This is a genomic window from Streptomyces sp. NPDC001828 (assembly GCF_042892175.1).
GTDB lineage: Bacteria > Actinomycetota > Actinomycetes > Streptomycetales > Streptomycetaceae > Streptomyces.
Genome location: NZ_JBIATV010000010.1, coordinates 85,954 through 111,555, shown reverse-complemented (window position 1 = coordinate 111,555; position 25,602 = coordinate 85,954). Strand labels below are relative to the sequence as shown.

The following is a 25,602-nucleotide window of genomic DNA, read 5'->3' as shown; positions in this document are numbered from 1 at the left end:
GGCGAGGTGCTCTTCGTGGGCGGCGGCGGCAACCTGGTGTGAGCGGGGCGCCCGGGGTCACTGCGAGGTGGTGTGCTCCGGGCGCACGACCAGGACCACCCGGTGCTCGGCGTCGTCCAGCGGCTTCTCGTACGCGAGCCCGTACCGCTGGGCCAGGACGTCGAAGAGCGCGCCCGTCGGGTCGGGGTCGATGCGCTCGACCGTGCCCCGGACCTCCAGATAGCGGTAGGGCTCGTCGGGGTCGTTGACCGAGACGGAGACCTGGGGGTCGGCGACGACGTTCTTGTACTTGCGGCGCGTGGTCGTCGTGGTGAAGCGCAGGAACTCGCCGTCCCACACCTGCCAGACCGGGTTGACGTGCGGGACGCCGTTCGGGCCCTTGGTGGCGAGGTGCACGAAGAGGGGACGGGTCAGCAGGTCCTCGTGGCCGGCGGGGATCACGGAGGCGGTGTCGTTCGGGATCTTGGTCGTCATGGACCAGGACGCTATCAACGCCGGATCCAGGGGCGGGAGTTGACCGCCCCGCCGCTCGCGCGGGCGGCCGTCGTGCTGCCGACGGCCGCCCGCCCGAGCGCGTACCGCTACGGGCGGAAGCGGATGACCTGCGGGTCGTGGTCGCTGGTCTGGTTCGCGAACTCCGCGTTGATGTGCACGCTGTCGTAGTCGAAGCCACGGATCGCGGGGCTGGTCAGGATCTGGTCCAGGACCTGGGTGTTGCCCTGGTAGACGTAGGAGTAGCGCTCCTTCTTGGGCAGCGTGCGGTAGGCCGAGCGCAGCGCGCCGCCGTCCTCCAGGGCCTTGGTCGTGCCCGAGAAGTCGAAGTCGTTGATGTCGCCGACGGCCAGGACGTCCGCGTGCTTGTCGACCGCGAGCAGCTGCTTCACGAAGGCGTTGACGGCCTGCGCCTGCTGGAGCCGCTTGGCCTCCGAGGAGCGCGGCACCGGCTGGTGCTGCGACACCAGGCCCTCGTCGCCGCCCTTCGAGGCGAAGTGGTTGGCGATCACGAAGACCGTCTTCCCCTTGAACACGAACTCGCCGGCCAGCGGCTTGCGGCTGTCCCCCCACGCCGCGTTGGCCGGGTCGATCCGGCCGGGGGAAAGGGTCAGGGCCGGGTGGCCCTTGGTGCCGGTGACGCCGACGGCGGTCTTGTAGTCGCCGCCGGGACGGTCGGTGAAGGAGACCCGCGCCGGGTTGAACAGGAAGCCCTGGCGGATGTTGCCGCCGGGCTCGCCGCCGTCCTTGTTGTTCTCCGGGTCGATCGAACGCCACTCGTAGGCCGGGCCGCCGGCCGCGACGATCGCGTCCGTGAACTTCTTCACGGTCGCCGAGGCGTCCACGGTGCCGTCGTTCTTCGCGCCGTCGTTGTCCTGGATCTCCTCCAGGGCCACGATGTCCGGCGAGGCGAGGTTGGTCACCACGCCCTGCGCCAGCGCGTCGAACTTGGACTGCGGGTCGGTCGGGTCCAGGTTCTCCACGTTGTACGTGGCCACCGCCAGCTCGCCGGTGCGCTGCTTGCGGGTGATCTCCCGCTTGAGGCCATTGTCCTTGACCGTGCCGAGCGTGCGCGCGGTGATCGTGTAGCCGCCGAACTGGTTGAAGTCCAGGGGGCCTTCGGTGCTGCCGGTCAGGGTGTCGCCGACGTTCGCGGTGGGGAAGGGCTGCTGCGCGGTCGGGATCAGGCTCTGGATCTGGAGCCGGCCGGTGTTCTGGTCGTTGTACGAGGAGTACAGGGAGCCGCCGCGGGCCGTCCGGTTCTCCTGCGGCTTCACCGTGACCCACAGCTCGGAGTACGGGTCCGTGGCGCCGACCACCCGCGAGGTGCCGATGCGGACGTTCATGCCCTCGAGGGACTCGTAGTAGTCCGTGGCGTACTTCTTCGGCTGGAGGGCCAGGCCGTTGACGCTGTTGCCGGCCGCCGGGTCGCCGTTCGGCGTGTACCGGCCGGGCACCGAGCGGGCGTTGATGACGACCGGCGCGGGCACCGCGTTGCCCGAGGAGACGACCGTGACGGTCGGCTTGGAGAGCTCGGTCACCGACTGGTTCCCGGAGGCCGCCCCGCCGGGCACGTACTCGGTGACGGTGGCGGAGACCTCCACCGCGTCGCCCACGGCGACCGTCGGGTTGGAGCCGGTGAAGACGAAGACGCCCTCGCTGGTCGCGGGGTTCCTGTCGGGCTGGGTGTCCTGGAACCAGAAGCCCTTGGAGGACCCGTAGGCGCGCACACCGGTGACGACACCGGTCACGCCCGTGACCTGCTGGCCCGCCAGCGGGGATATCCGGGTGGTGCCCTGGATGTCGTGGATCTTCGCCGCGACGGGAGCGGCGGGGGCCGCCTGGGAAGAGGCGGCGCAGACCAGGCCGGCGGCGAGCGCCGCGGCGACGACGGCGGACACGGCGGCGGTTCTTGGAACGGGCATTCAGGTTCTCCGAGGGTGATGAGGGAAGAAGGCGCGTGCGGCGGTGCGGTTCTACGCGCGTCAATCTCTTGTCTGGGGTGGGGAGTTGTCAAGAGGTGCCGGGTGGACGACTACCGACGGGTAGATGAATCCCTGGGGGAGCGGCGCGGGAGCGACCGGGGGCGCGGTGCGCCGGGCGGGGCGGGCACCGGGCGCGGGCGGCCGGCGCAACGAAACCCGGTGAAATGCGTCTACGCTGGGTGCCGCTCGACACCGCTGACCCAGCGCGACCAGAGCGCCCAGACCGTACGGCCGAGGAGTACCCCCAGATGTCCGGAGACCGCCCCACCCTGCCGCCGGTTCGGCTGAACTCCGAGGCGGAGCTGGCCCGGGACGCGCTGTCCGCCCCGCTGCTCGCCCGCGCCGTGCGGCTCGCCCGCTGGGCCGGCCCCGACACACGGGTCGGCGCGGGCGGCGAACTCGTCGAGGAGCAACTGCCCGCGGCCGCGGCCGAACTCGGCCTGGGCGACGACCAGGACGGTCCGGCGTACGCGAGCGAGGCCTGGCGGGTCGCGGTCGACACCGGCCTCGTCGACATCCAGGACGCGGCGGGCGCCGAGGACGACGACGAAGAGGGCACCGCCTCCGTCGGCGAGAACCTCGGCGTGCTCACCTCCGGATCGCCGCACGATGTGCTCGCGATCTGGCTCGACGCCTTCGACGTGGTCTTCGCCGACGCCACCGCCCCGATGATCGACGACTTCGCCGACCTGGTCGGCGAGGACGGCGAGATCGACTTCGAGCGCCTCGAATGGGACCCGGAGGAGGAGGCCGACTTCCTGGAGGGCGTCCTCGGCAACCTCTACCTGCTCACCGTCAGCGAGACCGGCACCCCCGAGGGGCCGGTGCCGCTGCCCGCCCTCGCCGCCTCCATGATCGTCCCCGACGACATGGGCGAGCCCACCGACGACATCCTGGAGCAGGTCTCCGACGCGATGATGCGGCTCGACGACCAGTTCCGGCTCCTGGAGCCGATCGGCCTGGTCGAGTACGAGCCCGTCGACGAGGCCCTGATGGCCGAGGTGGGCGACGAGCCCGCGCCGCCCGTCGACGACGAGGACGTCGCCCGCTACGGCATGGTCCGGCTGACCCCGCTCGGCCTCTACGGCGTGCGCGCCCGGATGCTGGAGGCGGGCGTGGACGCCCCGGCCGTGGGCGACCTGGCCGACAAGGGCGCCGACGCGCTGCTCGACGGCATCGCCTTCTTCCCCGAGCTCTCGGCCCGCGCCGAGACCGAGCAGTGGCTCGCCCGGCGTCAACCGGCCGACGCGGCGGGCGAGTTGCTCGCCGCGGCCCGCGGCAACGACGAGGGCGGTCCGCTGCGCAGGCTGCACTGCCAGCAGGCGCTCGCCCTCACCGGCGCCTCCGCCGAGCCCGCGGTGCGCGAGGTCCTCGCCGACCCCGAACTCGGCGGCCTGGCCCGGGTCTGGCTCGCCGAGCGCGGCGCGCTCGACGTGCCGCCGCCGTCCGAGACGATGATCTTCTGGCTGGCCATCGACACCATCGCGGCGCAGCTCGCGGTGGAGGGTGACCTGGAGGAGCTCCAGGAGCTCGTCGAGGGCCTGGTCGGCCAGCACAGCGGGTTCTTCGACGCGGCCTGGCGGGTGGAGCACCCCGCGACCGCCGACGTCCTGGAGGCGATGGGCCGCCTCCACCCCGACAAGTCCACCGCCAAGGAGGCCCGCAAGGCGGCCTTCAAGGCCCGCTCCCGCGTCTGACCCCGCCCCGCCCGGCGGGCGCCCGCCCCGGCCCCCTGATCCTCCGGTCAGGGGGCCGGGGCGTGTCCGGGCCCGCGCCCCGGGACCGCCGGCCGGGGGCCGGGTCGGCGGAGTCTCAAGCGCGGCCGAGCACCAGACTCACGTTGTGCCCTCCGAACCCGAAGGAGTTGGCGAGCGCCGCGTCCCAGGAGCCCCGGCGGTTCCCACCGGCGGCCACGTCGAGGGAGACCGCCGGGTCGAGGCGGTCCAGGTTGCGGGTGGCGGGTACGGTGCCGTCGCGCAGGGCGAGCAGCGCCGCGATCGCGCCCACCGCGCCGGACGCGCCCAGCATGTGCCCGGTCATCGACTTGGTGGCCGTCACCACCGGATGCGTGCCGATCGCCTTGGCCACCGCCTCCGCCTCGGCGAGGTCGCCCGACGGCGTGGAGGTGGCGTGCGCGTGCACCACGCCGATGTCCGACGCGCCCAACTGGGCGTCCCGCAGCGCCGATTCGATCGCCCGGACCTGCCCGGCCACGTCCGAGGCCGTGATGTGGTCCGCGCTGGACGTCACGGCCGCTCCCGCCACCGACCCGTACACCCGGGCCCCGCGCGCCCGCGCGAACCCGGCCCGCTCCAGGACGACCAGGCCCGCGCCCTCGCCCATCACGAACCCGCTGCGGTCCGCGTCGAAGGGCCGCGACACCGAGGCGGGGTCGTGCTCCTGGGTGGAGAGGGCCTTCATCTGCGCGAACGCGGCGATGGTGAAGGGGTGCAGACACGCCTCGGTGCCGCCGGCCACCACCACGTCGGCCCGCCCCGCGCGGATCAGGTCGAGGCCCATCGCGATCGCCTCGGCCCCGGACGCGCAGGCGCTGACCGGCGTACGGGCCCCGCCCTGCGCCCCGAGCTCCATCGACACCCAGGCGGCGGGCCCGTTCGGCATGAGCATCGGCACGGCGTACGGGGAGAGCCGCCGGGCCCCGCCCCGCTCGAACGTGTCGTCCTGGCCGAGCGTGGTCAGCACGCCTCCGGTGCCGGTGCCGATCACCACCGCGAGCCGCTCCGGCGCGACCTCGGGGGTGCCCGCGTCCCGCCAGGCCTCGCGGGAGGCGATCATCGCGAGTTGTTCACACCGATCAAGCTTGCGGGCCTCGACCCGGGCCATCAGCGACAGCGGGTCCACGGCGAGCCCGGCCGCCACCCTGACCGGCAGCCCGGCCGCCCACTCCTCCTCGATCAGCGTGACCCCGGAGGCGCCATCCAGCATCCCCGCCCAGGTGGAGGCCGCGTCCGCGCCGAGCGGGGTGATCGCGCCGAGGCCGGTGACGAGTACTTCTGCAAGATCGCTCATACCCCGACCCTGCCAGTCCGCCGGCCTCGGGGGGATGGGGCGGCCGCAGCGATTTGTCCCGGGGGTGTTGTGGGGTTCCCACATGCTGGGCCCCTGCGGCAGGGCGGTCCTCGCGCGGTTCCGCGCGCCTCTGGGCCCACTTTCGTGTGCTGAGCGTCCCTGGCAGGACCGACGCCAACCGGGCGGGGCCGGGCCTCGCCCCCGGCCGCCGAGAGCCGTTGGAAGCTCCGCGCTGCCGTACGGATCGCCTGGAGCGACGAGCTGGACATCATGTACCTCGGTCGGACGCAGGCCTCCGGCGAGAGCTCAGGCCGCCTCGGTCACGTCCGCGCGCAGGCCCTCCGAACGCACCGCCACAGCCCACTCCACCAGCAGCTCCAGGTACTCGTCGGACCCGAGCCCGCCACCATCGACGAGCCCGCGAATCTGTGCGTTGATCACCGCGGCAGGGCGCGCGGAGCCAGGAGCGGCAGGTGTACGAGGCATGGATCGAGGCTACTGCTGGGCACTGACAATCGACTCTGCTTCGTCGAGAGCCCGACCCCACGGGAACGCCTTCGGGTCCCCCTGCTTGGGCGGATGTGACTGGTAGCCATCCGGGCCGTCCAAGAACCGCACCCCTTGAGCACGCAGATCGGCGATGCTGCGGGCCACGGCCGGCTGGGCTGCCTGCGCCCGGTTGAAGTACGGCATGGCCACCACCGGAACACCGAGGTTCGCCCCCTCCGAGACCAGTCCCAGGGCCAGAGTGTCGGCAATCCCGCTGCCCCATTTGTTCAAGCTGGTGCAGCTCAACGGCGCGATCAGCATCGCGTCCGCCTTCGGCAGGGCATCGGACTCACCAGGCAGCTTGTACCGCGAGCGGACCGGATGCCCTGTAAGTTCCTCCAACTCGCTCTTCCGCGGCGCCCACCAGTCGGCAGCCGACGGCGTGAGCACCAGGCAGACGTTCCAGCCGCGGTCCTGGGCTTGCCGGACCCCGTCGTCGACGTGCTGTGTGGGACCGGCCGCGCAGGCGATCAGGTAGAGGACTCGTGTCATGTGCGGAGTCCACAGCGCTCGGCCAGCGCGCGCAAGCCCGAATCCGGCGCGGCCGTCGCCCCCACGACATCTTTGACCAGGCTGATCGTGGTCGGACGCCCGCAGACCTCCTCCGGCGCCAGACTGGCCGCATCCTGGAGCGACTTAGCCGCGGCCTCCTTGTGCCGTGCCAAGAGCTGAGCGCGTGCCATCGTGATGTGATGTTGGGCCTGCCGCTCATGAGTCAGCGCGGTCAGAGCACTTGAGTCCAGGTCGGCGCTCGCTTCGAGGGCGGACCAGCCGTCCTCGAAGCGAGTCAGCACATCGACCCGGTGCATCTTCACGTTCGTAGGCCCGAAGGCCGTCCAGTCCTCGTTCAGGTCCGTGCCCTGCTGATCGGCGATGTCTGCCGCCTCGTCCACGTACCCCGTGGCCGTGCGTACCGCTTCCGTCGATCGCTGCACACTTGACGCGGCGATCGCCGCATTCAGATACAGCATGCCGAGCGTCGACAGGCCCAAGGGGCCGCAGGCTTGCAGGTCGGAGGACAGTCGGCCAGCCGCAGCCAACGCGAACTCGACTGCTGCGACGGGCTGCTGTTGGTAGGTCAGGGACTTCGCAACCCGACGGGCAGCAGCCCCTATCGCCACTGGGTCCCCGGACTGTTCGGCAGCGGTCAGCGCCCGGTCGGCGACCACTGCGGCGGGAATCGCAGTCGCCTTCCCGTACTTGTGCAGGAAGGAGGCCGCCAGTTGCAGACTGCGAGAGAGCAGCAAGAATGCGCCTCCGCCTCCCGATGATCGGTCGGCGGCGGCCTGAGACATCACGATCAGGGCGGGAAGGTCTCGACCCAGAGCCCCGTAATGAGAGGCCTGAAATGCCTCGCAGCAGTAGACAAGCCTGCGCTGGAGATCGGTGAGGGACGGCGGGGGAGCGCCCGGTTCAGGCCTGCGGTAGAGGGCGTCGATGACCGCGCCGGCCTCGGGGGGTGCCACGTCGTCGGCGACGGGCAGCGGTGCGTCGGACAAGAGCTGCTCCAGAGGGATGCGCAGGACTTCGGCCGCGCGCATCAGTACCGAGAGCCGGGGATCCGACTGCCGCTTGCCGCCTTCGAGGTCCTGCACCCACCGCTTGGTCTGCCCCATGAGCCGGCCGAAGTCGGTCTGGGTGAAGCCTCGCCGGTCACGCCAGTAGGCGATGCGGCGACCGATGTGGCCAGTGTCCATGGCGCACTCCCCAACGAGGCACGCACTTTGCGTGCCCACCCCTGTTGTATCGCGCCTTACGGTGCAGAAACAGGAGATCACGCCTCGGCCATACCTGCGGAGTACGCGATGACGGAGCACCAGAGACGGCGGGAGCGCTGCTGTCACGACGGCGCGCTCACCGATGAGCCGGTCAAGGTCGGCGAAGTTCACACGCCGGCCGGAGTCGGCGCGGTCATCTACTCCTGCCCGCGGCATCTCCCGCTGTACCAGACGATCGAACGGACGGAGCAGGCGTCATGACGCTGGGCGTGAGCGGCACCAAGTTCTGCGTCTACTGCGACCGGCCCATCGTGGGCGCCGCTGTTCCTGCGGGCCAAGCGGGCGCGTGGGCCTCGGCGAGCGGGGCCCGCCCCGACAACTGGAAGCACCTGAACGGCGACCCGGCCTGTCGCGCTCCGCGACGGTGACCGCGCAGGCGGGGCGGGGGCCTCTCTGGCCGAGGTCGCGTCCGGAGAGGCGGTCACCTGCCACGATGACGCGCATCGCGTGCCCCGGGTCTCTGACCCGCAGACAGCTACAGCGCCTGCGCCCCCGGCTTCACCATGCCTCGCGCCGTGCGGGACTTCACGAACGAGCCGAGCGCGGTCATCTCCCACTCGCCGGAGAACTGCCGGATCAGCTTGGCCATCATGACGCCGGTCTGCGGCTCCGCGCCCGTCAGGTCGAAGCGGACCAGCTCCTCGCCGCTCGCCGCGTCGATCAGGCGGCAGTACGCCTTGGCGACCTCCGTGAACTTCTGGCCGGAGAAGGAGTTCACCGTGAAGACCAGGCCGGTGGCCTCCGCCGGGATGCGGCCGAGGTCGACCACGATCACCTCGTCGTCGCCCGCGCCCTCGCCCGTCAGGTTGTCGCCGGAGTGCTTGATCGCGCCGTCCAGGATGGAGAGCTTGCCGAAGTAGCAGCTGTCCAGGTGGTTGCGCTGCGGGCCGTAGGCGATCACCGATGCGTCCAGGTCGATGTCCTTGCCCCGGAACGCGGGCTCCCAGCCCAGGCCCATCTTGACCTGGGAGAGCAGCGGGCGGCCGCCCTTGACCAGGGACACCGTCTGGTTCTTCTGGAGGCTGACCCGGCCCTTGTCGAGGTTGATCTTTCCGGCGCCGACGGGCGCGGGGGCCGGCGCGGCGGGTGCCTGCGGTGCCGCCGGGGCGGCCAGGCGGGGGTCGGCCGGCGGGGCGGCCGGCATCGGGGGCGCGGCCGGGGCCGCCGCGGGCTCCTGCTCGACCGAGACCCCGAAGTCCGTGGCGATCCCGGCGAGGCCGTTGGCATACCCCTGGCCCACCGCGCGGGCCTTCCAGGCGCCGCCGCGCAGATAGATCTCCATGACCACCAGGGCCGTCTCGGTGCCGAGTTGGGGCGGGGTGAACGAGGCGATCACGCTGCCGTCGTCGCCGTTGCGCAGGGTGGCCGTGGGCTCGATGCCCTGGAAGGTCTGGCCCGCCGCGTCCGGACTCGCGGTGACCACGATCTTCTCGATGCCGGGCGGCACGGCCGTCGTGTCCACCACGATCGCGTCGGGCGCGGTGCCGCCGCCCGAGCGGTGGGTCACGCCGGGGCCCTGCGGCTGGTTGTAGAAGATGAAGTCGTCGTCCGAGCGCACCTTGCCGTCTGCGGTGAGCAGCAGGCCCGAGACGTCGAGCCGCACGGGGGCGGCCACGTCCACCGTCACGCGGGCGGTCGGGAGCGGGAGGTTCGAGCCAGGGGTCATTGCGGTCATGCCCCGGAAACGAGCGGCGCCGCTTTACGGTTCCTTGAACCTCGACCGAATGCCCGCGCCCCTTTCTGCCAGCCTTCGTCCGCGCTCGCCGTTCGTGCTTCTCGCGCGCCCTCCGCCCGCGCCCGCCGTATGTGCTCCCCGCGCGCCCCTCGTCCGCGCCCGCCGTACGTACGCTCCCGCCGTCAGTGGGGCCACATCGGCGGGTCGGTGGTGAAGGCGCCGCCGAGGCGGCCGCCCTCCGGGGTGGCCGGGTCGAGTTCGCCCTGCTCGGCAACGAGCTTCTCGGCGTACTGCTCGGAGTCGTCGCGCGGCTCGTAGCCGAGCGCCCGCGCCGGGGAAAGGTCCCACCACAGGCGGGTGTTGGCGGAGGAGCCGTACACCACGGTGTGTCCGACGCCCTCGGCCGTGAGCGCGGCGTCGAAGAGGCGGGCCCCGTCGCCCGGGCTCAGCCAGATCGACAGCATCCGTACGGAGGTGGGCTCCAGGAAGCACGAGCCGATGCGGACCGAGACGGTTTCCAGGCCGTGCTTGTCCCAGTAGAACTGGGCCAGATCCTCGCCGAAGGCCTTGGACAGGCCGTAGAAGGTGTCGGGTCGGTGCGGGACGCCGACCGGAATCAGCGGGTCCGTGCCTTGCGGGCGAGGCGTGAAGCCGACCGCGTGATTGGACGAGGCGAACACGATCCGCCCCACGCCCTCCTCGCGCGCGGCCTCGTAGAGGTTGTACGTGCCCTCGATGTTGGCCCTGAGGATCTTGTCGAAGGAGGCTTCGAGCGAGATTCCCGCCAGGTGGAGGACCGCGTCGACCCCGCGAACCGCCTCGCGCAGCGCGTCCTTGTCGGCGAGGTCGGCGGTGATCGCGTCGGGCTCGCCGGGGATCGGCAGCACATCCAGGAGCCGCAGCTCGTACCCGTACGCCGGGAGCAGCCCGCGCATCAGGGTGCCGAGCCCCCCGGCGGCGCCGGTGAGCAGGACGGTGCGGGGTCGGGGCATGGGCTCTCCTCCAGGTGCGGGGCGGTCCGTACGGGGCCCGGGGCGTTGCCGTCGGCGGTCAACGGGCAGATCCATTCGTGGCCACCATTCACATGTGTGGACACGCTAGGGAGCGCGGACGAGCCGAGTCAAGTGTCGTACCCGGGTGCTCAATCCGCTTGTGCGTCGCGGCTGTTCGGCTTGACCGGCGCCCTGGCGCGGGCGTAGCGTGGAGCCGTTCAGAGATATGGACGACAGTCAGAATTGTGCACGACGGTTTTAGCCCGACGGTCCTTGCCCAGGGAGCAGCCCGTGACCTCAGCCCCGCTCGCCGCCCGACTCACTCACGTCAGCGGACCGCTGTTCTTCCCGGTGACCGCGTTCGGACCGGACGGCGGCCTCGACCTCGACACCTTCCGCGCGCATGTGCGGGGCGGCATCGAGGCGGGCGCGGCCGCCGTGTTCGCGTGCTGCGGAACGGGGGAGTTCCACGCCCTGACCCCCCAGGAGTTCGGGGCCTGCGTCGCCGCCGCCGTCGAGGAGAGCGCGGGCCGCGTCCCCGTCGTCGCGGGGGCCGGGTACGGGACCGCCCTCGCCGTCCAGTACGCCCGGCTCGCGGAGGAGGCCGGGGCCGACGGGCTGCTCGCGATGCCGCCCTATCTCGTCGTCGCCGACCAGGCCGGCCTGCTCGACCACTACCGCGAACTGGCCGCGGCGACCTCGCTCGACGTCATCGTCTACCAGCGCGACAACGCGGTCCTCACCCCCGAGACCGCCGTCGCGCTCGCCCGGGTCGACGGGATCATCGGGTTCAAGGACGGCCTGGGCGACCTCGATCTGATGCAGCGGATCGTCAGCGCCGTACGGTCGGCGGGCCTGCACCCGCTGTACTTCAACGGGCTGCCCACTGCCGAACTCACCGGCCTCGCCTACCGCGGCATCGGCATCACCCTCTACTCCTCCGCCGTCTTCTGCTTCGCGCCCGACATCGCGCTCGCCTTCCACCGCGCGCTCGAATCGGGCGACGACGCGCTGGCCAACCGCCTCCTCGACGGCTTCTTCGCGCCGCTCGTCGAACTGCGCAACCAGGGGCGCGGGTACGCCGTCTCGCTGGTCAAGGCCGGGGTGCGGCTCGGCGGCCTGGACGTCGGCGAGGTCCGGCCGCCCCTGAGCGAGCCCGACGCCGCCCACGTCAAGCAACTGGCCGGCCTGATCGAGCGGGGGCGTGCGCTGCTCGGGCCGGACGAGGGCGGGAGCGGGGGCAGCGAGAGCGGGGCGGGTGCGGCTGGGGTGGGGGCGTGAAGACCTCCGCGTTCCTCTACCCCTGGGACGTCCTCGGTGACCCCGACGCCCCCGCGCGCATCGCCGACCTCGGCGTCCGGCAGGTGACGCTCGCCTCGGCCTACCACTCGACCCGCGCTCTGACGCCCCGTCATCCGCGTCATCGCATCGTGACCGCCGAGCATGCGGCCTTGCTGTATCCGCCGGACGAACTGTACTGGCGGGGGCGGGAGTTGAGACCGTACGCGGCGGGGGACTGGGCGCCGGGCGACGCGTTCGGGCGGGCCGCGCGGGCGCTCGCGGAGGCCGGACTCGACGTCCACTCCTGGGTGGTGCTCGCGCACAACTCCCGGCTCGGCGCGGAACATCGCGAGACCTCGGTCGTCAACGTCTACGGCGACCGCTACCCGTGGGCACCCTGCATCGCGCAGCCCCGGGTGCGCGCCCTCCTCGTCGCGCTCGCGGCCGAGGCGGCGGTGCGGCCGGGGGCGCTCGGCACCGAGCTGGAGTCGTGCGGCTGGTACGGGCTCGCGCATCTGCACGCCCACGACAAGCTCGCGGGCGTGGCCCTCGACGACACCGCGCAGTACCTGATGTCGCTCTGCTTCTGCCCGTCCTGCGGGCAGGGGTACGAGGAAATCGGCCTGGGCGTAGGGGAGTTGAGGGCACGGGTGCGCTGGGCACTGGAGCCGGTGTGGCGCGGCGGGACGGTGGGCGCGGCCGGCGCCGAGCTGCTCGCGGCGACGCTCGGCTTCCGTACGGGGGTGGCGCGGGCGCTTCAGGAGGCGGTCGTGGCGGCGGTACGGGACCGGGGTGGCCCGGGGTTCCAGGTGCTGCTGCACGGGGATCCGCGGCCGTCGCGGTGCGGGGCGAACGTGGGGGTGGACGCCGGGCACGTCCTCGGCCTGGCCGACGGGGTGGTGGTGCCGTGGGCGGGCGGGCCGGAGCTGCTCGAACCGTTCGCGGCGGCGGGCTCCGAGGGGGCCGTGGTCGCCGCGAACCTCACGGTGGTGTCGGGGATGGGGGGCCGGCCCTTGTCGTTGGCGGACGATGCGGCGTGGGCGGTGGCGTTGGGGGCGACGGAACTTCGGCTCTATCACGCGGGGTTGGCGTCGGATGCGGACCTGGAGGCGGTGCGCAAGGCGGGGGTGGCGGGCTAGGCCTCCCGGCAGCACCGAGGCCCGGCTCCCTGGGGCTCCGCCCCAGACCCCGTTCGCGCGTTCTCCCACCCACCTCCCGTGCGGCGGTACCGGGAGGTTCGGCCCCCTGGGGCTCCGCCCCAGACCCCGTTCGCGCGTTCTCCCACCCACCTCCCGTGCGGCGGTACCGAGGGGTTCGGCTCCCTGGGGCTCCGCCCCAGACCCCGTTCGCGCGTTCTCCCACCCACCTCCCGTGCGGCGGTACCGAGAGGTTCGGCCCCCTGGGGCTCCGCCCCAGACCCCGTTCACGCCTGAACGGCGCTCGTCCTCAAACGCCGGACGGGCTGAAGATGCCCGTGCTGGCCAGCACCAAGGCATTTAGGGGCGCGAGGAACTGCGCGACCAGCCACGCACGGCGGACGGTCGAGAACGGGGTTAGGGGCGCGGGGAACTGCGCGAGCAACCGGCCGCGACCTGCGTACGAAAGCGAGTTAAGGGGCGCGGGGAACCGCGCGAGCAGCCCCGCACGGTGGGCGCGGGGAACTGTGCAAGCCCGTACGGGCCCTGGGACAGGGGGAGTTGAGGGGGTGGTGGGCACGCTCGGCGGGGTGGGGGCTACCCGGGGTAGGACACGGTGCGGCAAAGAAATGGGTGTTTGCCCTGGCGGGGCGCGTGTGATGCGCGTAGACAGACGCCCATGCGCATTCTCACCAAGGCCGCCGCCACCACCGCCGCCCTCGCCCTCACCGGCGTCGCCGCCTACGGCGTGGGCGCGGCCTCCGCCGACAACTCCGTGCCCAGGTCGGACCGCGAGATCCCCAACGTCACCAAGGTCGAAGACAAGATCAACGCGTACTACGGCGGCACGGCCGACGCCTCCGGGAACTTCCAGGCATCGCCCAAGAGCAACTACGCCAAGCAGGTCGCCGGCATAGAGGCCCGCGCCAAGAAGCAGATCAAGCACGCCGCCGAGCACCCGGGGCGGGACGGCCGTAAGCCCGCCATCGTGCTCGACGTCGACGACACGACGCTGCTGACGTACGACTACGAGAAGAAGAACGGCTTCGCCTACAACGCCGCCGCCTTCGACGCGTACGTACAGAGCGCGAAGTCGATCGCCGTGTTCGGCATGCCGGATCTCGTCAACTACGCCGCCAAGAACGGCGTCACCGTCTTCTTCCTCACCGGGCGCGACGCCTCGCAGCGCACCGCGAGCGCGGTCAACCTCACCAAGGCGGGCTACGACGTGCCGGTCGACCCGGCGCACTTCTTCCTCAAGGACAAGGCCAACCCGCCGGCCTACCTGAGCTGCGGCAAGCCCACCTGGACCTGTTCCACGGTCGACTACAAGGCCGGCACCCGCAAGCACATCGAGTCGCTCGGCTACAACATCGTGGCCAACCTCGGCGACCAGTACACCGACCTCTCGGGCGGCTACGCCGACAACACGTACAAGATCCCGAACCCGATGTACTTCCTGCCGTAAGCCCCTCCGGTCCGGGGCCGTGCGCCCCGGACCGGGTCCCTCGCGTCACCGCGAGGCCAGCGCCGCCTTCATCATCGCCTGGGCGACCGGGCCCGCCAGGCCGTTGCCGCTGACCTCCGAGCGCTCGGCGTCGGAGTCCTGGATGACCACGGCCACCGCGACCTCCTTGCCGGTCTTCGGGTCCTTGGCGAACGAGGTGAACCAGGCGTACGGCGTCTTGGAGTTGTCCACTCCGTGCTGGGCCGTGCCGGTCTTGGCGCCGACCTCCAGGCCCCCGATCTTCGCGTTGGACCCGGTGCCGTCGGTGACCACGGAGATCATCGCGCTGTACATCTGCCGCGCCGTCTGTGAAGACATGATCCTCTTGCCGTCCGAGTCCGGATAGGACTGGAGCGTGCCCCCCTTGGAGTCCGTCACCTTGGACACCATGTGCGGCGAGGACATCATCCCGTCGTTCGCTATGGCCGCGGACACCATCGCCATCTGCATCGGGGTCGCGGTCACATCGAACTGGCCGATGCCCGACAACGCGGTCGACGACTTGTTCATGTTCTTCGGGAACACACTGGCCGACGCGCGGACCGGCACATCCAGCTCGGCGTCGTTGAAGCCGAACTTCTCGGCCATCGCCCGCACCTTGTCCTGGCCCAGGTCCACGGCCATCTTGCCGAACACGTTGTTGCAGGAGTATTCGAGCGCGGTACGGATCGAGGCGTTCTCGCAGGGCGCGGACGCCGACTCGTTGCGCAGGTCCGTCGTGGTGCCCGGCATCCGGTACGGGTTGGGGCTGTCGGTCTTCGCGTCGATGTCCGCGTAGAGGCCGTTCTCGAGCGCCGCCGACGCCACCACCAGTTTGAACGTGGAGCCCGGCGCGAGCGGCTGGCGCAGCGCCCGGTTGAGCATCGGCTGGCTCTTGTCGTCGGACAGCTGCTTCCAGGCGTCGCCGTCCGCCGAGGACGAACCCGAGATCTTCGAGGGGTCGTACGACGGGGTGGAGACCATGCCGAGGATGCGGCCCGTCTTCGGGTCCATCGCGACGGCCGCGCCCTCCTTGTTGCCGAGCGCCTGGTACCCGGCCTTCTGCACCGAGGGGTCGATGGTGGTCAGGACGTCGCCGCCGGGCGCCCGCTGCCGGGTGAGCGCGTCGAAGGGGTTCCGCATGCGCGGGTCGCTGCCGTCGAGGACCTTGGAGTAGATCCCCTCCAGCTGGGTCGATCCGAACACCTGCGAGGCGAATCCGGTGACCGGCGCGTACATCGGTCCGTCCTTGTAGCTGCGCTGGTAGGCGAGATCGCCGCTCTTCGTCCTTTCCGATCCGGTGACCGGGGATCCGGCCACGATGATGTCCCCGAGCGGCTGCGAGTACTCCGCGATGGTGTTCCGCCGGTTCAGATTGTCGTCCGCGAGGGCCTGGCCTTTGTAGTACTGCACATAGGTGGCTCGACCGAGGAGGGCGAGCACCATCAGCAGACAGAAGACCGAGGCGCGCCTGATTGTCTTGTTCATCCCGTACGCAAGACGGACGGGCCCGAGCGCGGAGTTCCGGTTGTCCGGGTTTCTCAGGAAACCTTCATCGGGACCGTACCGGCCTCGGACCGTGCGTGGTCGCTCGCGCGGTTCCCCGCGCCTGTGCGGGCGGACCGGAACCCGCTGGCCGCGGGGCCGTCAGAGGCGGCGGGTGGCCAGGGTCAGGCGGTCTCGGGCGTCGAACAGGGCGTCCTTCACCATCTGTTCGTGGGCCGGGGTGAGGCGGGCCACCGGCACCGAGCAGCTGATCGCGTCGCGGGCCGGGGTGCGGTACGGGATCGCCACGCCGAAGCAGCGCAGGCCCAGCGTGTTCTCCTCGCGGTCCACGGCGTAGCCCTGCTCGCGGACGAGGTGCAGTTCCTCGATGAGCTTCTCGCGGTCGGTGATGGTGTGCTCGGTCAGCTGCTGGAGGGTCTCCGGAAGCAGCTTGCGCACCTGCTCGTCGCTGTGGGTGGCGAGCAGGGCCTTGCCGAGCGACGTCGAGTGGGCCGGGAGGCGCCGGCCGACCCGGGTGAAGGGGCGCAGGTAGTGCTGGGACTGGCGGGTGGCGAGGTAGACCACGTTCGTGCCGTCGAGCCGGGCCAGGTGGATGGTCTCGGTGGTGTCGTCCGAGAGGCGGTCCAGGGTGGGGCGGGCCGCCGCCACCACCTCGTCGCCGTCGATGTAGGAGGTGCCCACGAGCAGGGCCCGTACGCCGATGCCGTACCGGGTGCCCGTCGCGTCCGTCTCCACCCAGCCGAGCTCGACCAGGGTGCGCAGCAGCATGTAGAGGCTGGACTTCGGGTAGCCCACCGCCTCCTGGACCGCGGCGAGGGAGTGCATTCCGGGGCGCCCCGCGAAATACTCGAGCAACTCGACGGTCCGCACCGCGGACTTGACCTGTGCTCCGCCTGAATCGGCAGCCGACATCCCAGCACCCCGCTCCTTGTCGCCCTGGCTTCTTGCCAAGGCGGAACACCCGTTAATAGAGTCCCAGCATATTCAGCATCGGGAACTCTGTTCAGAATACCGAACAAGTTCTGATGGGCGGCAGGAGCGGGCCGAGCAGTGGCGGACCGGGCAGCGGAAGGACTTGCGGTGAGCGCAGCAGCACCAGTCTGGAGTGTCGACCCCCGAACGGGGAAGCCGCGTGAAGAGGTTGCGGTCGAAGCCACGCCCGAGGAGGTCGACCAGGCGGTCCGGGCGGCCCTGGCCACCCGGGGGGCGCTGGCCGATCTGAGCGTACGCGCCGCGTTCCTGCGGGCCGCGGCCGACCTCCTGGACGCCTCCGCCGAACACGTCGTGGAGGCCGCCGACGCCGAGACGGCGCTCGGACCGGTCCGCCTCACCGGTGAACTCGCGCGTACCACCGCCCAGTTGAGGGCGTTCGCCGAGGCCGTCGAGGAGGGCTCCTTCCTCGACATACGCATCGACCACGCCGACCCGGCCCGCACCCCGCCCTGGCCGGACCTGCGCCGCGTGAAGATCCCGCTCGGCGTCGTCGCCGTCTACGCGGCGTCCAACTTCCCGCTCGCCTTCTCCGTGCCCGGCGGCGACACCGCGAGCGCCCTCGCGGCCGGCTGCCCGGTCGTCGTCAAGGCGCACCCCGACCACCCGGCGACCTCCGAGCTCTGTGTCTCGCTGCTGCGCCGCGCCGCCGTCCGGGCCGGGCTCCCCGAGGACGTCGTCGTCCTGGTGCACGGCTTCACCGCGGGCGTCGAGCTCGTACGCCATCCTCTGGTGTCGGCCGCCGGGTTCACCGGGTCCGTACGCGGCGGGCGGGCGCTGTTCGACGCGGCGGCCGCGCGGCCCGTGCCCATCCCCTTCCACGGCGAGCTCGGCTCGCTCAACCCCGTCGTGGTGACGCGGGCCGCCGCAGAGGAGCGCGGAGAGGCGATCGGGGCGGGGCTCGGCGCCTCGATGACCATGGGCGTGGGCCAGTTCTGCACCAAGCCCGGCTTCGTCCTGGTCCCGGCGGGCGCGGCGGGCGACGGCCTGCTCAAGGCCCTCACGGCGGCCGTCTGCGACACCGACGCCGGGGTCATGCTCGACCACCGGATGCGGGACGCGTTCGTCGCCGGGGTCGCCGAACGGGCCGCGCTGCCCGGCGTCGAGGCGCCGGTCACGGCCGGCGCGGGCGGCGAACACACGGTCAGCGGCGGCTACTTGACCGTTCCTGCCGCGCTGCTCGCCGAGGAGGGCGAGCACGGCCTGCTCCTGGAGGAGTGCTTCGGTCCGGTCACCGTCGTCGCCCGGTACGCCGGCGAGGACGAGATCGGCGCGGTGCTCTCCCGGCTGCCGGGCAACCTCACCGCCACCCTCCAGCTCTCCTCGGCGGAAGCGGAGGGCGAAGGGACGGGCGCCCAACTCCTCCTGGAACTGACCCGGTTGGCGGGCCGCGTCCTGGTCGACGGCTGGCCCACCGGAGTGGCGGTCGCCCCCGCCCAGCACCACGGGGGCCCCTACCCGGCGGCCACCTCCACCTCCACCTCGGTCGGCGCCACCGCCATCGAGCGCTGGCTGCGCCCGGTCACGTACCAGAGCACCCCCCAGGCCCTGCTGCCGGCGGAGCTGCGCGACGACAACCCGCTGGGCCTGCCCCGCCGTGTGAACGGAGTTCTCGGATGACCGTGCGCCTGCCCGAACTGCCCTTCCCGCTGGAGCCGTACGGGCCCGACGCGCCCTGGACGTACGAGGACGGCGTGCTTTCGGTGCGCGCGGGAACCCGCCAGGACCGGTTCGTGCCGCCTGCGGGGGAGAGCCTGGAGCCGGCCTCCGACGCGCCCCGGCTGCTGGGGACCGCCCCCGCCGGCGACTTCCAGCTGATCGCGCGGGCCACCGTCGGCTTCGAGGCGCCCTTCGACGCGGGCGTCCTGTACGTGCACGTCGGGGAGCGGCAGTGGGCCAAGCTCTGCCTGGAGCTCTCGCCCCGCCGGCCGACGATCTGCACGGTCGTCACGCGGGGACTCTCGGACGACGCGAACTCCTGGGAGGTGGAGGGGGACAGCGTCTGGCTCCGCATCACCCGGACGGGCAAGGCGTTCGCCTTCCACGCGTCGCTCGACGGTGAACGCTGGGTGTTCGTACGGGTCTTCGCGCTCGGGACGGCGCAGGAGAGCGAGGTGGCCCGGGTGGGCTTCCTCGCGCAGTCGCCCACGGGCGAGGGGTGCGGGGTGGCGTTCGACTCCGTCGAGTTCCGGGGGTACGCGCCGGACGATCTGCGGGACGGCACGTGACGCAGGCCCTGGGGCTCCGCCCCGGACCCCGTTCGCGCCTGAACGGCGCTCGTCCTCAAACTCCCCCAAGGCCTTAAGGCGGGTTCCGGGTCACCTACAGGGGCGCGGGGCTGTGACATATGCGGCTCCGCCGCGTGGGCGCGAGCAACCACGCACGGTCCGCACCTGACCGACCTCCCCCGGAGGGTCTGGGGAAGGGGCGGGGTGGGGGATGGCGCCTCAAGCCCCCGAGCCCCCACGGGGAAGCCGCGCCGTTCCCAGCGCCGCCACCGCGAACAGCGCGGCCGCCAGCAGCAGGCTGACCCGCAGGCCGGGGACGAAGCCCGAGGGCCCCGCGACCAGCGAGCCGAACACCGCTATGCTGAGCGCACCCGCGACCTGCCGGGCGGCGTTCAGCACCCCCGCAGCAAGGCCCGCCCGCTCCTGCGGCAACGCCTCCATCATCGCGGCGGTCAGCGCGGGCACCGAGATGCCGCAGCCGAGGGCGAGCGGGACCATCAGGAACGCGGCGAGCAGCGTGGGCGTGTGCGCGTCGGCGAGCAGCAGCACCAACAGGCCGGTCAGGGCGAGGAGTTGGCCGGTCAAGAGGGGCACGCGGGGGCCGAAGCGGTTCGAGAGCTTCCCGGACAGCACGTTCATCACCGGGATCAGCACCGTCATCGGCAGGAACATCAGCCCCGCCGTCAGCGCGGACTCCCCGCGCACCCGCTGGAAGTAGAGGCTGAAGACGAAGACCACCCCGTAGAAGGCGACGCTGGCCGCCGCGCCCGCGCCGATCGCGACGGCCACCGTCCGGCCGCGGAAGAGACCGAGCGGCACCACCGGATGCGCCACGCGGCGCTCGATCAGCCAGAACGCGACCCCCGCGGCCACCGCGAGCACGCCCGCCACGACCCGTACCGCACCCTGCTCGATCACCGCGAAGGCGAGCGCGGCGAGGGCCACGACGGCCGTCAGCTGGCCCGGCAGGTCGAGCGGCGCGGGGCGGCGCTCGGTGCGCGGCGCGCGGGCGGTCAGGGCGAGGGCCGCCAGGCCGAGCGGCAGGTTGACGAAGAAGATGCCCCGCCAGTCCCAGACCGTGGTCAGCGCGCCACCCGCGACCGGGCCGAGCGCGACCGCCACCGAGCCCCCGGCCGCCCACAGCGCCACCGCCCTGGCCCGGCGCTCCGGGTCCGGGTAGGCCCGGCGTACCAGGGCGAGCGAGGCGGGCAGCACCACCGCGGCCGCCACGCCCTGCACGACCCGGGCGCCGATCAGCACGCCGAGGCCGGGGGCCAGGCCGCAGGCCGCCGACGCCAGGGTGAAGACGACGACGCCGAGGGCGTACGCCCTCGCCGAGCCGATCCGGTCGGCGAAGGCGCCGGTCGACAGCATCAGCGCGGCGAACGCGAGCGTGTAGGCGTCCACCACCCACTGGAGCCCGGACATGCCGCCGCCGAGGTCGGAGCCGATCGCGGGCAGCGCCACGTTCACCACGGAGGCGTCCAGGGTGATCAGGGCGAAGCCGAGCAGGGCGGCGGTCAGGGTGAGGGCGGGGGAGGGGCCGCCGGGCGGCTTCGGGGTCAACTGGCTTTCGGCGGGGGCGGCTTGGAGCGGGGCGTTCGGTGACATGGGTCCAGCTTGGCGAGCGGACGCCGCGTACAGTAGTGGCCCGAATGCCATACATCCGGAGGTTCTGGCCATGCCGCTGCACCGGGTCGCCGTCATAGCGCCCTCGCCCGTCTCGCTGTTCAACCTCGCCATCCCGGAGCTGCTGTTCGGCAAGGTCGAGGTGGCGGGCGGGCCCGGGTACGAGGTGGTCGTCTGCACCCCCGAGCCCGGCCCGGTCGCCACGACGGGCGGGCTCGACCTGTACGTGGGCCGGGGTCTCGACGCGGTCGAGGGCGCCGACACCGTCCTCGTCGCGGGCACCGGGCAGCGCTACGAACCCGACCCGCGCACGGTGGCCGCGGTCGCCCGCGCCGCCTCGGCGGGCGTACGCATCGCGTCCATCTGCAGCGGCGCCTTCGTGCTCGCCGAGGCGGGTCTGCTCGACGGGCGCAGCGCCACCACGTACTGGGAACTGGCCGAGGAACTGCGCAGGCGCTATCCGGCCCTCGACCTCAAGGGCGACGTCCTGTACGTGCAGGACGGCAACGTCATGACGTCCTCCGGGTACGCCGCCGGGATCGATCTGTGTCTGCACATCATCCGCACCGACTACGGCGCCGCCGTCGCCAACGAGGTGGCCCGCCAGGCGCTGGTCGCGCCGGTGCGCCCGGGCGGGCAGACCCAGTTCACCCAGACCCCGCTGCCCGCCGAGCGCGGGGTGGTCTGCGCGGACACCCGGGGCTGGGCGATGCGCAACCTCGACAAGCCGCTCACCCTGACCGACCTGGCCCGGCACGCGGGCGTCAGCGTGCGCACCCTGACCCGCCGCTTCCACGCCGAGAGCGGAGTGAGCCCCTTGCAGTGGCTGCTTCACCAGCGCATCGAGCGGGCCAAGGAACTTCTGGAGACCACCGCCCTGCCCATGGACCGGGTCGCCGGAGCCAGCGGCCTGGGCAGCGCGGACTCCCTGCGCGCCCATCTCGTCCGCCGCACCGGCCTGACCCCGACCGCCTACCGGGCCACGTTCAGCAGACTTGCGGCGGCGGCCTGAGGGGGCGCGGGCGCGCGGGGAATGGGGCGTGGGATGTGCGTGTTGTGGGGGAACGTACGACCTTCAACAAACTGAGAGAAGTGACATGCGCGTCGAGATCTGGAGCGACATCGCCTGCCCGTGGTGCTACATCGGCAAGGCCCGCTTCGAGAAGGGCCTGGCGGAGTTCGCCCACGGCGAGGACATCGAGGTGGTCCACCGCTCCTTCGAGCTCGACCCGAACCGGCCCAAGGGCGACGTCGCCCCGGTGATCCCCATGCTGGCCGAGAAGTACGGCCGCACCCTGGAGGAGGCCCGCGCCATGGAGGCCAACGTCGCCTCCAACGCGCACTCCGAAGGTCTCGGCTACCTCGCGGACGGGCGCGACCACGGCAACACCTTCGACATCCACCGCGTCCTGCACCTGGCCAAGGCGCGCGGCCGGCAGAGCGAGCTGCTCGACCTCGCCTACCGGGCCAACTTCGCCGAGGAGCGCTCCGTCTTCGACGCCGAGGTCCTGGTCGCGATCGCGGTCGAGGCGGGTCTCGACGAGGCCGAGGTCCGCGGGGTCCTCGCCGACGAGAGCGCCTACGCCGACGAGGTGCGCGCGGACGAGCGCGAGGCGGCCGAGCTCGGCGCCAACGGCGTCCCCTTCTTCGTGCTCGACCGGAAGTACGGCATCTCCGGCGGCCAGCCCGCCGAGGTCTTCACCCAGGCCCTTGAGCAGGCCTGGCGGGAGCGCACCCCGGCGCCGCTCCTCAAGACCGTCGCGGGTGACGCGGAGGCCTGCGGGCCGGAAGGGTGCGAGGTTCCGCGCTGACCCCGGCATCGGGCCCTCGGAGCCTTTCATAAGCATTGCTTAGGGGTATCCGACGATTTTGCCCAATTGACTTGGGGTTGTCGGGGATTCAGGGTGGAGTCATGGAACTGGACTCCCTCGCGCGCGGCGAGTTCGCGCCGCAGACCACCTACCTCAACACCGCGAGCACCGGGCTGCTGCCGGCCCGGACCGTGGCGGCCATGGGTGAAGCCGTGGCCGCCTCGGCGGCGGGCCGGCCGACCGACATGTTCGGCGACGTGGAGGCGGCCCGCGCCACCTACGCCCGGCTCGTCGGCGTGCCCGTGCGGCAGGTGGCGGCCGGCGCCTCCGTCGCCGTCTACACCGGGCTGATCGCCGCTTCGCTGCCCGAGGGCGCCGAAGTCCTCGTCGCGGAGGCCGACTTCAGCTCCGTGGTGAACCCGTTCCACATGCGCCGGGACCTGAAGGTGCGCACCGCTCCCCTGGAGCGCCTCGCCGAGGCGGTGCGGCCGGGTACCGCCCTGGTCGCGGTCAGTGCGGTGCAGTCCGCCGACGGCCGCGTCGCCGGCCTCGCCGCGATCCGCGAGGCCGCTCGCGCCCACGGCGCCCGGACCCTGGTCGACGTGTCCCAGGGCGCGGGCTGGTACCCGGTCGACGCGGGGGCGTACGACTACACGGTGACGGTGGGCTTCAAGTGGCTCACCGCCCCGCGCGGGGTCGCCTTCCTCACCGTTCCCGACGACCTCGGCGGCCTGAACCCGATCTTCGCGGGCTGGGTGGCGGGCGAGCACCCCTGGGACGCCTGCTACGGCCCCGTCGACGAACTCGCCCACTCCGCGCGGCGGTTCGACGAGAGCCCGGCGCTGTTCTCGTACACCGGGGCCCGCCATTCGCTGGCCCTCGTCGAGGAGCTGGGCATCGAGCGCATCCACGCGCACAACACCGCGCTCGCCGACCGCTTCCGCGCCGGGCTCGGTCCGCTCGGCTACGAGCCGGTGGCCGCGCCCGGCTCGGCGATCGTGGCGGTCCCGGGCCTCGGCCACCGCCAGGAGGAGCTGAGCCGCGCGGGCGTCGAGCTCTCCGACCGCGCGGGCAATCTGCGCGCGGCCTTCCATCTGTACACCTCGGCCGAGGACGTGGACCGGCTCCTCGACCTGCTGCCCGCCCGCTGAACGCCGTGGCCGGTCGCCGATCTCGGCGGCCGGCCACCGAGCCCCGCCGGCCGCCGCCGAACTAGGCTCCCGGGTGCCGAACTGCCCTTCCGGCCGGGGGAGTTGACGCCCCCGGCCGGAGGCGTTCCCCGCAGGCGGCCTAGCCCTCGCAGGCCGGCTCGCCCTCGCAGTCGGCCCCGGCGCCCGCCGAGCGGCACAAGTTGGCCTCCACCTTCCCCAACAGCCGTGCCAGCTCGGCCCGTTCGGCCGCGTCCAGGCCCGCCAGGGTCTGCTCCTCCAGGTCCGTCCAGGCCTGCTTCACGCGCTCGTGCAGTACGCGGCCGTCGTCGGTCGGCTCGACCAGCGAGGCGCGCCGGTCCTTCGGGTCGGGGCTGCGCCGCACATAGCCGGCCTGCTCCAGGCGCTGGAGCATCTTGGTGACCGTCGACGGGTCGACTTCGAGCAGCTTGATCAGCTCGGACTGACGCGCCGCGCCCGCGTCCCACAGGTGCATCATCAGGAGTTCCTGCCCCGGGTAGAGCCCGATCGAGCGCAGCTGACGGCCCGCGGCGATGCGGTGCAGCCGGGCCACCCGCGAGACCGCATGGCTGAACGGGCCCCCTCGGGCCGCGCTCGGCAGGTGGCGGTACTCGGGACAGTCGGGCTCGTCGGAGGTCATGCGAGAAGATTACCTTGGTCGGCCAAGTAATGCGTTACAGTGGCTTCCGGGCTCGATACTTGGCCGACCACATAAATCCCCGGGGTCGGCCGCACACTCCCCCTCGTCTCCCTGGAGGCCGCTGTGACCACCGCTTTCGACCCGATCGACCTGGCCGGCACCCGGCTCGCCAACCGCATCGCCCTGGCCCCCATGACCCGCAGCCGGGCCACCGGTCCGGGCAATTCGCCGACCGCGTCGACCGCCGAGTACTACGCCCAGCGTGCCTCCGCCGGGCTCCTCATCACCGAGGGCATCCAGCCCTCCGTGGTCGGCCAGGGCTACCCCGACACCCCGGGCCTGCACAGCGCCGAGCAGATCGCGGCCTGGCGCAAGGTCACCGACGCCGTGCACGCCAAGGGCGGCCGGATCTTCGCCCAGCTGATGCACACGGGCCGGATCGGCCACCCCGATCTGCTGCCCGGCGACCTGATCAACGTGGGGCCGTCCGCCGTGGCCGCCGAGGGGCGGGTCTTCACACACGAGGGCCCCAAGCCCTTCGTCACGCCGCAGGCGCTGAGCGAGGACGAGATCCTGGTCACCATCGGCGACTTCGCGGCCGCCGCCCGCCACGCGATCGAGGCCGGCTTCGACGGCGTCGAACTGCACGCCGCCAACGGCTACCTCGTCCACCAGTTCCTCGCGCCCAACTCCAATGTGCGCACGGACGGCTGGGGCGGCACCGTCGAGGGTCACATCCGGTTCGCCGTCGAGGTGGCCCGGGCCGTGGCCGCCGAGGTCGGCCCCGAGCGCACCGCGATCCGCCTCTCGCCCGGCAACCCGTACAACGACATCGTGGAGCCCGAGCCCGGACCGGTCTACACCGCGCTGGTGGCCGCCCTCGAACCGCTCGGCCTCGCTTACCTGCACCTTCTCGAAGCCGCCCCGGAGAAGCGGGAGTTGACGCTCCGGCTGCGCAAGGCGTTCTCCGGCGTGTTCATCCTCAACGCGGCCACCGAAGGGCCCACCGGTCCGGACGCGCTCACCCTGATCGAGGACGGCACCGCCGACCTCATCTCGTACGGCGCGCTCTTCCTCGCCAACCCGGACCTGCCGGCCCGGCTGCGCGCGGGCGGCCCCTTCAACGCCCCCGACCGCTCGACGTTCTTCGGCGGCGACGACCGCGGCTACCTCGACTACCCCACTCTGGACGCGCCCGCCCCGCTCGACGCGTGAAATCCGCCTT

The 25,602-nt window shown here is 72.3% G+C and carries 24 protein-coding genes; 12 read left to right on the top strand and 12 right to left on the bottom strand.

Translation table 11 applies throughout. The features are described 5' to 3' along the window. Positions 1-57: 57 nt before the first annotated feature. Positions 58-474, bottom strand: coding sequence for a PPOX class F420-dependent oxidoreductase (locus ACFYZA_RS26255; RefSeq protein ID WP_382598844.1), 417 nt, complete (start codon positions 472-474; stop codon positions 58-60). 107 nt (positions 475-581) lie between these two features. After that, entirely contained in the window at positions 582-2,417 is a 1,836-nt protein-coding gene (locus ACFYZA_RS26250; RefSeq protein WP_388493058.1) for an endonuclease/exonuclease/phosphatase family protein, read from the bottom strand. Positions 2,418-2,725: 308 nt separating this feature from the next. On the opposite strand from ACFYZA_RS26250, the gene ACFYZA_RS26245 reads away from it, so the two are divergent. After that, positions 2,726-4,174 carry a hypothetical protein gene (locus ACFYZA_RS26245; protein ID WP_382598849.1) on the top strand — a complete coding sequence of 483 codons (1,449 nt, stop codon included), beginning with the start codon at positions 2,726-2,728 and terminating at the stop codon, positions 4,172-4,174. 115 nt (positions 4,175-4,289) lie between these two features. Here the strand turns inward: ACFYZA_RS26245 and ACFYZA_RS26240 are convergent, their stop codons facing one another. From ACFYZA_RS26240 to ACFYZA_RS26225, 4 genes are all read right to left on the bottom strand, one after another. Beyond that, on the bottom strand, positions 4,290-5,507 hold the full coding sequence (locus ACFYZA_RS26240; protein ID WP_382598851.1) for a beta-ketoacyl-[acyl-carrier-protein] synthase family protein: 1,218 nt from the start codon (positions 5,505-5,507) through the stop codon (positions 4,290-4,292). Positions 5,508-5,813: 306 nt separating this feature from the next. Further along, positions 5,814-5,993, bottom strand: coding sequence for a hypothetical protein (locus ACFYZA_RS26235; protein ID WP_382598853.1), 180 nt, complete (start codon positions 5,991-5,993; stop codon positions 5,814-5,816). A 9-nt stretch (positions 5,994-6,002) separates the two neighbouring features. Next, positions 6,003-6,548 carry a flavoprotein gene (locus ACFYZA_RS26230; protein WP_382598855.1) on the bottom strand — a complete coding sequence of 182 codons (546 nt, stop codon included), beginning with the start codon at positions 6,546-6,548 and terminating at the stop codon, positions 6,003-6,005. After that, positions 6,545-7,753 carry a helix-turn-helix domain-containing protein gene (locus ACFYZA_RS26225; protein ID WP_388493055.1) on the bottom strand — a complete coding sequence of 403 codons (1,209 nt, stop codon included), beginning with the start codon at positions 7,751-7,753 and terminating at the stop codon, positions 6,545-6,547. Before ACFYZA_RS26225 ends, ACFYZA_RS26230 begins: the two co-directional genes overlap by 4 nt. A gap of 108 nt (positions 7,754-7,861) precedes the next feature. Between ACFYZA_RS26225 and ACFYZA_RS26220 the strand changes: the two genes are divergently transcribed. After that, positions 7,862-8,035, top strand: a complete 174-nt coding sequence (locus tag ACFYZA_RS26220) for a hypothetical protein (RefSeq protein ID WP_388493054.1) — start codon at positions 7,862-7,864, stop codon at positions 8,033-8,035. After that, positions 8,032-8,202 carry a hypothetical protein gene (locus tag ACFYZA_RS26215; RefSeq protein WP_382598861.1) on the top strand — a complete coding sequence of 57 codons (171 nt, stop codon included), beginning with the start codon at positions 8,032-8,034 and terminating at the stop codon, positions 8,200-8,202. The genes ACFYZA_RS26220 and ACFYZA_RS26215 overlap by 4 nt, the downstream gene beginning before the upstream one ends. 107 nt (positions 8,203-8,309) lie before the next feature. On the opposite strand, the gene ACFYZA_RS26210 is transcribed toward ACFYZA_RS26215, so the two are convergent. After that, entirely contained in the window at positions 8,310-9,500 is a 1,191-nt protein-coding gene (locus ACFYZA_RS26210; RefSeq protein ID WP_388493196.1) for a TerD family protein, read from the bottom strand. A gap of 191 nt (positions 9,501-9,691) precedes the next feature. Then, positions 9,692-10,501 carry an NAD-dependent epimerase/dehydratase family protein gene (locus ACFYZA_RS26205; RefSeq protein ID WP_388493053.1) on the bottom strand — a complete coding sequence of 270 codons (810 nt, stop codon included), beginning with the start codon at positions 10,499-10,501 and terminating at the stop codon, positions 9,692-9,694. 291 nt (positions 10,502-10,792) lie between these two features. On the opposite strand from ACFYZA_RS26205, the gene ACFYZA_RS26200 reads away from it, so the two are divergent. The 3 genes from ACFYZA_RS26200 (at position 10,793) to ACFYZA_RS26190 (ending at position 14,386) form a co-directional block, all read left to right on the top strand. Continuing rightward, entirely contained in the window at positions 10,793-11,782 is a 990-nt protein-coding gene (locus ACFYZA_RS26200; protein WP_388493051.1) for a 5-dehydro-4-deoxyglucarate dehydratase, read from the top strand. Further along, the gene (locus ACFYZA_RS26195) at positions 11,779-12,921 is read left to right on the top strand and encodes a hypothetical protein (RefSeq protein ID WP_388493050.1); all 1,143 of its coding nucleotides are present in this window, start codon (positions 11,779-11,781) and stop codon (positions 12,919-12,921) included. Before ACFYZA_RS26200 ends, ACFYZA_RS26195 begins: the two co-directional genes overlap by 4 nt. Positions 12,922-13,597: 676 nt before the next feature. Continuing rightward, complete coding sequence (locus tag ACFYZA_RS26190) at positions 13,598-14,386, top strand: HAD family acid phosphatase (RefSeq protein ID WP_382592826.1); 789 nt, start codon at positions 13,598-13,600, stop codon at positions 14,384-14,386. 45 nt (positions 14,387-14,431) lie between these two features. On the opposite strand, the gene ACFYZA_RS26185 is transcribed toward ACFYZA_RS26190, so the two are convergent. Both ACFYZA_RS26185 and ACFYZA_RS26180 read right to left on the bottom strand, forming a co-directional pair. Continuing rightward, positions 14,432-15,892, bottom strand: a complete 1,461-nt coding sequence (locus ACFYZA_RS26185; RefSeq protein ID WP_388493049.1) for a peptidoglycan D,D-transpeptidase FtsI family protein — start codon at positions 15,890-15,892, stop codon at positions 14,432-14,434. 159 nt (positions 15,893-16,051) lie between these two features. After that, a complete protein-coding gene (locus ACFYZA_RS26180) occupies positions 16,052-16,822 on the bottom strand; it encodes an IclR family transcriptional regulator (protein WP_100574385.1) in 771 nt (256 codons plus the stop codon). A gap of 168 nt (positions 16,823-16,990) precedes the next feature. On the opposite strand from ACFYZA_RS26180, the gene ACFYZA_RS26175 reads away from it, so the two are divergent. Continuing rightward, on the top strand, positions 16,991-18,520 hold the full coding sequence (locus tag ACFYZA_RS26175) for an aldehyde dehydrogenase (NADP(+)) (protein WP_388493045.1): 1,530 nt from the start codon (positions 16,991-16,993) through the stop codon (positions 18,518-18,520). Next, entirely contained in the window at positions 18,517-19,128 is a 612-nt protein-coding gene (locus ACFYZA_RS26170) for a DUF1349 domain-containing protein (RefSeq protein WP_388493044.1), read from the top strand. The genes ACFYZA_RS26175 and ACFYZA_RS26170 overlap by 4 nt, the downstream gene beginning before the upstream one ends. A gap of 219 nt (positions 19,129-19,347) precedes the next feature. Here the strand turns inward: ACFYZA_RS26170 and ACFYZA_RS26165 are convergent, their stop codons facing one another. Beyond that, positions 19,348-20,739 (bottom strand): MFS transporter, encoded by a 1,392-nt coding sequence (locus ACFYZA_RS26165; RefSeq protein ID WP_388493043.1) that lies wholly within the window; start codon positions 20,737-20,739, stop codon positions 19,348-19,350. A 70-nt stretch (positions 20,740-20,809) separates the two neighbouring features. Here ACFYZA_RS26165 and ACFYZA_RS26160 point away from each other — a divergent pair, with 70 nt between their 5' ends. From ACFYZA_RS26160 to ACFYZA_RS26150, 3 genes are all read left to right on the top strand, one after another. Then, positions 20,810-21,769, top strand: coding sequence for a GlxA family transcriptional regulator (locus ACFYZA_RS26160; RefSeq protein ID WP_388493041.1), 960 nt, complete (start codon positions 20,810-20,812; stop codon positions 21,767-21,769). 85 nt (positions 21,770-21,854) lie between these two features. Next, positions 21,855-22,568, top strand: a complete 714-nt coding sequence (locus ACFYZA_RS26155) for a DsbA family oxidoreductase (RefSeq protein WP_382592844.1) — start codon at positions 21,855-21,857, stop codon at positions 22,566-22,568. 101 nt (positions 22,569-22,669) lie between these two features. Beyond that, positions 22,670-23,719: an aminotransferase class V-fold PLP-dependent enzyme gene (locus ACFYZA_RS26150; RefSeq protein WP_388493040.1), complete on the top strand. Its 1,050-nt coding sequence runs from the start codon at positions 22,670-22,672 to the stop codon at positions 23,717-23,719. A 139-nt stretch (positions 23,720-23,858) separates the two neighbouring features. On the opposite strand, the gene ACFYZA_RS26145 is transcribed toward ACFYZA_RS26150, so the two are convergent. Next, entirely contained in the window at positions 23,859-24,377 is a 519-nt protein-coding gene (locus tag ACFYZA_RS26145) for a MarR family winged helix-turn-helix transcriptional regulator (protein WP_382592850.1), read from the bottom strand. A gap of 123 nt (positions 24,378-24,500) precedes the next feature. Here ACFYZA_RS26145 and ACFYZA_RS26140 point away from each other — a divergent pair, with 123 nt between their 5' ends. Next, a complete protein-coding gene (locus ACFYZA_RS26140; protein WP_388493039.1) occupies positions 24,501-25,592 on the top strand; it encodes an alkene reductase in 1,092 nt (363 codons plus the stop codon). Positions 25,593-25,602: the final 10 nt, after the last annotated feature.

Excerpts from the sequence above, each read along its gene's own strand:
- ACFYZA_RS26220 (WP_388493054.1), top strand. The coding sequence starts at position 7,862 with ATGACGGAGCACCAGAGACGGCGGGAGCGCTGCTGTCACGACGGCGCG.
- ACFYZA_RS26240 (WP_382598851.1), bottom strand. The coding sequence starts at position 5,507 with ATGAGCGATCTTGCAGAAGTACTCGTCACCGGCCTCGGCGCGATCACC.
- ACFYZA_RS26190 (WP_382592826.1), top strand. The coding sequence starts at position 13,598 with ATGCGCATTCTCACCAAGGCCGCCGCCACCACCGCCGCCCTCGCCCTC.
- ACFYZA_RS26225 (WP_388493055.1), bottom strand. The coding sequence starts at position 7,753 with ATGGACACTGGCCACATCGGTCGCCGCATCGCCTACTGGCGTGACCGG.
- ACFYZA_RS26170 (WP_388493044.1), top strand. The coding sequence starts at position 18,517 with ATGACCGTGCGCCTGCCCGAACTGCCCTTCCCGCTGGAGCCGTACGGG.
- ACFYZA_RS26145 (WP_382592850.1), bottom strand. The coding sequence starts at position 24,377 with ATGACCTCCGACGAGCCCGACTGTCCCGAGTACCGCCACCTGCCGAGC.
- ACFYZA_RS26160 (WP_388493041.1), top strand. The coding sequence starts at position 20,810 with ATGCCGCTGCACCGGGTCGCCGTCATAGCGCCCTCGCCCGTCTCGCTG.
- ACFYZA_RS26230 (WP_382598855.1), bottom strand. The coding sequence starts at position 6,548 with ATGACACGAGTCCTCTACCTGATCGCCTGCGCGGCCGGTCCCACACAG.
- ACFYZA_RS26215 (WP_382598861.1), top strand. The coding sequence starts at position 8,032 with ATGACGCTGGGCGTGAGCGGCACCAAGTTCTGCGTCTACTGCGACCGG.
- ACFYZA_RS26165 (WP_388493043.1), bottom strand. The coding sequence starts at position 20,739 with ATGTCACCGAACGCCCCGCTCCAAGCCGCCCCCGCCGAAAGCCAGTTG.
- ACFYZA_RS26210 (WP_388493196.1), bottom strand. The coding sequence starts at position 9,500 with ATGACCCCTGGCTCGAACCTCCCGCTCCCGACCGCCCGCGTGACGGTG.
- ACFYZA_RS26185 (WP_388493049.1), bottom strand. The coding sequence starts at position 15,892 with ATGAACAAGACAATCAGGCGCGCCTCGGTCTTCTGTCTGCTGATGGTG.
- ACFYZA_RS26250 (WP_388493058.1), bottom strand. The coding sequence starts at position 2,417 with ATGCCCGTTCCAAGAACCGCCGCCGTGTCCGCCGTCGTCGCCGCGGCG.
- ACFYZA_RS26180 (WP_100574385.1), bottom strand. The coding sequence starts at position 16,822 with ATGTCGGCTGCCGATTCAGGCGGAGCACAGGTCAAGTCCGCGGTGCGG.
- ACFYZA_RS26255 (WP_382598844.1), bottom strand. The coding sequence starts at position 474 with ATGACGACCAAGATCCCGAACGACACCGCCTCCGTGATCCCCGCCGGC.
- ACFYZA_RS26235 (WP_382598853.1), bottom strand. The coding sequence starts at position 5,993 with ATGCCTCGTACACCTGCCGCTCCTGGCTCCGCGCGCCCTGCCGCGGTG.
- ACFYZA_RS26205 (WP_388493053.1), bottom strand. The coding sequence starts at position 10,501 with ATGCCCCGACCCCGCACCGTCCTGCTCACCGGCGCCGCCGGGGGGCTC.
- ACFYZA_RS26155 (WP_382592844.1), top strand. The coding sequence starts at position 21,855 with ATGCGCGTCGAGATCTGGAGCGACATCGCCTGCCCGTGGTGCTACATC.
- ACFYZA_RS26150 (WP_388493040.1), top strand. The coding sequence starts at position 22,670 with ATGGAACTGGACTCCCTCGCGCGCGGCGAGTTCGCGCCGCAGACCACC.
- ACFYZA_RS26245 (WP_382598849.1), top strand. The coding sequence starts at position 2,726 with ATGTCCGGAGACCGCCCCACCCTGCCGCCGGTTCGGCTGAACTCCGAG.